At 72.9% G+C, this 3,780-nt stretch carries 1 protein-coding gene; it reads left to right on the top strand.

What is annotated here, in order from left to right; translation table 11 throughout:
* Positions 1-27: 27 nt before the first annotated feature.
* Positions 28-3,780: type I polyketide synthase (locus tag NBW77_RS21825; RefSeq protein WP_250280273.1), on the top strand; the 3,753-nt coding region annotated here is incomplete at its 3' end.

Below are 3,780 nucleotides of genomic sequence, written 5' to 3'. Positions count from 1 at the left end.
CTCGACGCCGGCCGACGGGCGGCGGACGTGTCGGGGGTGGGTCTGCGACCGGCGGAGCATCCGTTGCTGGGGGCCGCACTGGAGCGGGCGGATGACGGTGGGCTGATCATGTCGGGGCGGCTGTCGACGCGCGCGCAGCCGTGGCTGGCTGATCATGTGGTTGCGGGTGTGACCCTGTTGCCGGGGACGGTGTTCGTCGAGTTCGCCCTGCGTGCCGGTGCCGAGGTGGGGTGTGGCCGGCTGGAGGAGCTGGCGTTGGCCGTTCCGCTGGTGCTTGCCGCCGACAGCGGTGGCGTGGTCGTGCAGGTCGTGGTGTCGGGGCCGGACGAGCGTGGCGGCCGGGAGGTCACGATCTACTCCCGCCCCGCGGACGCGCCGCGCGGTGGCGCCGGCGAATCCCATGCCGGCGTCGACCTCGTGGGCGGGCGCGGTGGGGTGGACGGCCCGGACGACAGTGGGTGGACCCGGCACGCGACCGGCCTGCTGACCACGTCCGGCCAGACCGCCCCGGAGATCTCGACCGGTCTTGACGTGTGGCCGCCGGCCGACGTCGCCGAAGTCGACGTCGCCGCCGTGTACGACGAGCTCGCCGACAGCGGTTACCGGTACGGGCCGGCGTTCCAGGGACTGCGACGCATGTGGCGTCACGGCGATGGAAGTGTCTACGCCGAGGTTTCCGTTGGCACCGCCGCCGACGGCGTGGCGGCACCTGAAGCCACCACGACGGGCGCCGAAGCCGCGGGTGCGCGCGGTCATGTCGATTCGTGGGGCTACGTGATTCACCCGGCGTTGTTCGACGCCGCGCTGCATCCGTTGTTGGCGGCAGGTGGCGCGCGCCAGATGTCCGTGCCGTTCCACTGGTCAGGTGTCTCGGTCGCCGCGCCGGAGGGACTTCGGACCATACCCCTGTCGGCTCCGGCGGCGACGCCGACTCTGCGGGTCCACTGCCGGTGGATCGACGGGGACAGGACCCGTGTCGAGCTCGCGACCTCCGCCGGAGTGCCCGTCGCCGTGGTCGAGTCGCTGACGTGGCGGCCGCTCTCCGCCGTCGCGTCCGCCGTCGGCGACGCGGCGGTCGACAGATCCCTGTTCGCACTGACCTGGCTGCCCGTCGAGACCGAGCCGGCCGCACCGGAGACGACCGAGCTGGCGGTGGCGCCGTACGCCGACTCCGCCCGTCCTGAGTATCTGACGCCCTGGGACGCCCGCCATGTCGGAGGCCAGGCGCCGTCCACGGTCGTCCTGGACCTGCGCCCGGCCGACGACCACGCGGACCGTTCCCAGATGCCGTCGGCGGAGTCGGTCCGGGCGTTGACCGGGCTCGCGCTCGAGGCGCTGCGGCAGTGGCTGGCCGACGAGCGGTTCGCGTCGTCCCTGCTCGTGGTCATCACAGGTCAGGACGACGACCTCGTAACCTCTGGCGCCCGGGGCCTGCTCCGCTCGGCTCAGACGGAGAATCCCGGCCGGCTTGTCGTCGTCGAGATGGCCCTCGACGACCGCTCGTGGGCCGCGATTCCGGCGGCGATCGCTACGGGCGAGCCGCGTGTGGCCGTGCGGGACGGACAGATCGTTGCGCCTCGCCTCGTCCGCCGCCCCCGTGACACTTGCCCGACGTTGACGACGAGTCCCACGGCGGGGTCGAGGACTGGCACCATGGCCGCCGGCGCCACAACAGTCGGGCTCACGACCGCTGAGCCTGCCACCGGGTCCGCGTCGGGAGGTGAGGCGCGGGCCGCGACGGAACCCGCGCCGTTCGGCGGGGACGGAACCGTGCTGATCACCGGCGCGAGCGGCGCGCTCGGCGGCCTGTTCGCGCGCCACATGGTGACCGAGCACCACGTGCGCAGCCTCCTGCTGCTCAGCCGCCGCGGCCTGAACGCCCCGGGAGCGGCCGAACTCGCCGAGGATCTTCGCGCGCTCGGCGCGACGGTGACCACAGTGGGGTGCGACGCGGCGGACCGGGACGAGCTGTCCGCCGCACTCGCGACGGTGCCACTCGCGCACCCGCTGATGGCGGTCGTGCACGCCGCCGGCGTTCTCGACGACGGCGTCACGACGTCGTTGACGCCGGACCGCGTCGACACCGTCATGCGTCCGAAGACCGACGCGGCGTGGAACCTCCACGAGTTGACGGCGGATCTCGATCTGCACGCCTTCGTGCTCTTCTCGTCGATCGCCGGCCTGATCGGGGCGGCGGGGCAGGCGAACTACGCGGCGGCCAACACCAGTCTGGACGCGCTCGCCGCGTACCGGCGAGCGCGCGGCCTGCCGGCCCTGTCTCTCGCGTGGGGTCTGTGGTCGCCGAGCGGCGGGATGGGTTCGACGCTGTCCCGGACGGACCTGGACCGCATGGCGCGGGTTGGGGTGGTGCCGCTCGACCGCGAGCTCGGCCTTGCTCTGTTCGATACCGCCATCGCGATCTCCAATCGTTCCGTCGAGGAAGCGAGCGAAACCGTCGAGGCCGGCGAGCCTGGTGAGGCTACGGCCGGAACCGACGTCGGGGCGGCCCTGATCGTCCCGATGCGATACCAGGCCGCCGCCGTGTACGCGGAGCCCGACGACAATTCCCCCGCGGGCGCGTTCACGCGCCTCCTGTGCGAGGGTCGGCGTCGGTCCGCCGCGGCGGACCGGCCCGGGAGCGCCACCGTCCAGACCACCGGGTCGGATGCGGCTGGTCGCGTCGCGCACAGCGGCCCGCGGGCCGACCGTGGCGTGTCCCCGCTCGCCGAGGAGCTGCGCGGACTATCGGCCGCCGACCGGGCCGCCGCCATGGTCGACCTCGTGCGGCGCCAGGTCGCGGCGGTGCTCGGCCACGCCCGCCCCGAGGCGATCGCGGGCGATCGCGCGTTCAAGGACATCGGGTTCGACTCGTTGACCGCCGTGGAGCTGCGGAACCAGCTCGTCCGCGCGACGGGTCTGCGTCCGTCGCCGACGGTGGTGTTCGACTACCCGTCGGTCGACGCGCTGGCCGGCCGTCTCCTCGAGGAGATGTTCGGCGAGGACGCGCTGGTCGGCGGGGACGGGGGGCCGTCCCCACGGCGCTCCGCGGCGCGGACGTCGGCCGGCGGCGGCGACCCGCTCGAGCCGATCGCCATTGTGGGGATGGCGTGTCGCTATCCGGGCGGGGTCGGGTCGCCGGAGGACCTGTGGCGGCTCGTGTCCGAGGGTCGCGACGCCATCTCAGGTTTTCCGACGGACCGCGACTGGGACGACGACCTTTACGACCCGGAGCCTGACGCTCCCGGCCGGACGTACGCCCGCGAGGGCGGCTTCCTGTACGACGCCGCCGAGTTCGACGCCGCCTTCTTCGGCATCTCGCCGCGCGAGGCGCTCGCGATGGACCCGCAGCAGCGGCTGCTGCTGGAGGTCGCGTGGGAGACGTTCGAACGCGCGGGGATCAACCCGTTGACAGTGCGCGGCAGCGACACCGGCGTCTTCGCCGGGATGATGTACCACGACTACGCGCCACCGGTAGGTGACATGCCCGAGGACCTTGAGGGCATCCTGCTGACCGGAAACACCGCGAGCGTCATCGCGGGGCGGGTGGCGTACACGCTGGGGTTGACGGGCCCTGCTCTGACGCTGGACACGGCGTGTTCGTCGTCGTTGGTGGCGTTGCATCTGGCGGCTCAGGCGCTTCGGGCGGGGGAGTGTTCGATGGCGCTGGCGGGTGGGGTCACGGTGATGTCGTCGCCGGGGACGTTCGTCGAGTTGAGTCGGCAGCGTGCGTTGGCGCCAGACGGTCGGAGCAAGGCGTTCGCCGCCGGGGCCGATGGTGTC

The sequence above is a fragment of the Frankia sp. Cppng1_Ct_nod genome (genome assembly GCF_920656135.1).
GTDB classification, from domain to species: domain Bacteria; phylum Actinomycetota; class Actinomycetes; order Frankiales; family Frankiaceae; genus Protofrankia; species Protofrankia meridionalis.
The sequence above is the reverse complement of the archived record's forward strand: the minus strand, read 5'-3'. Positions and strand labels throughout refer to the sequence as shown.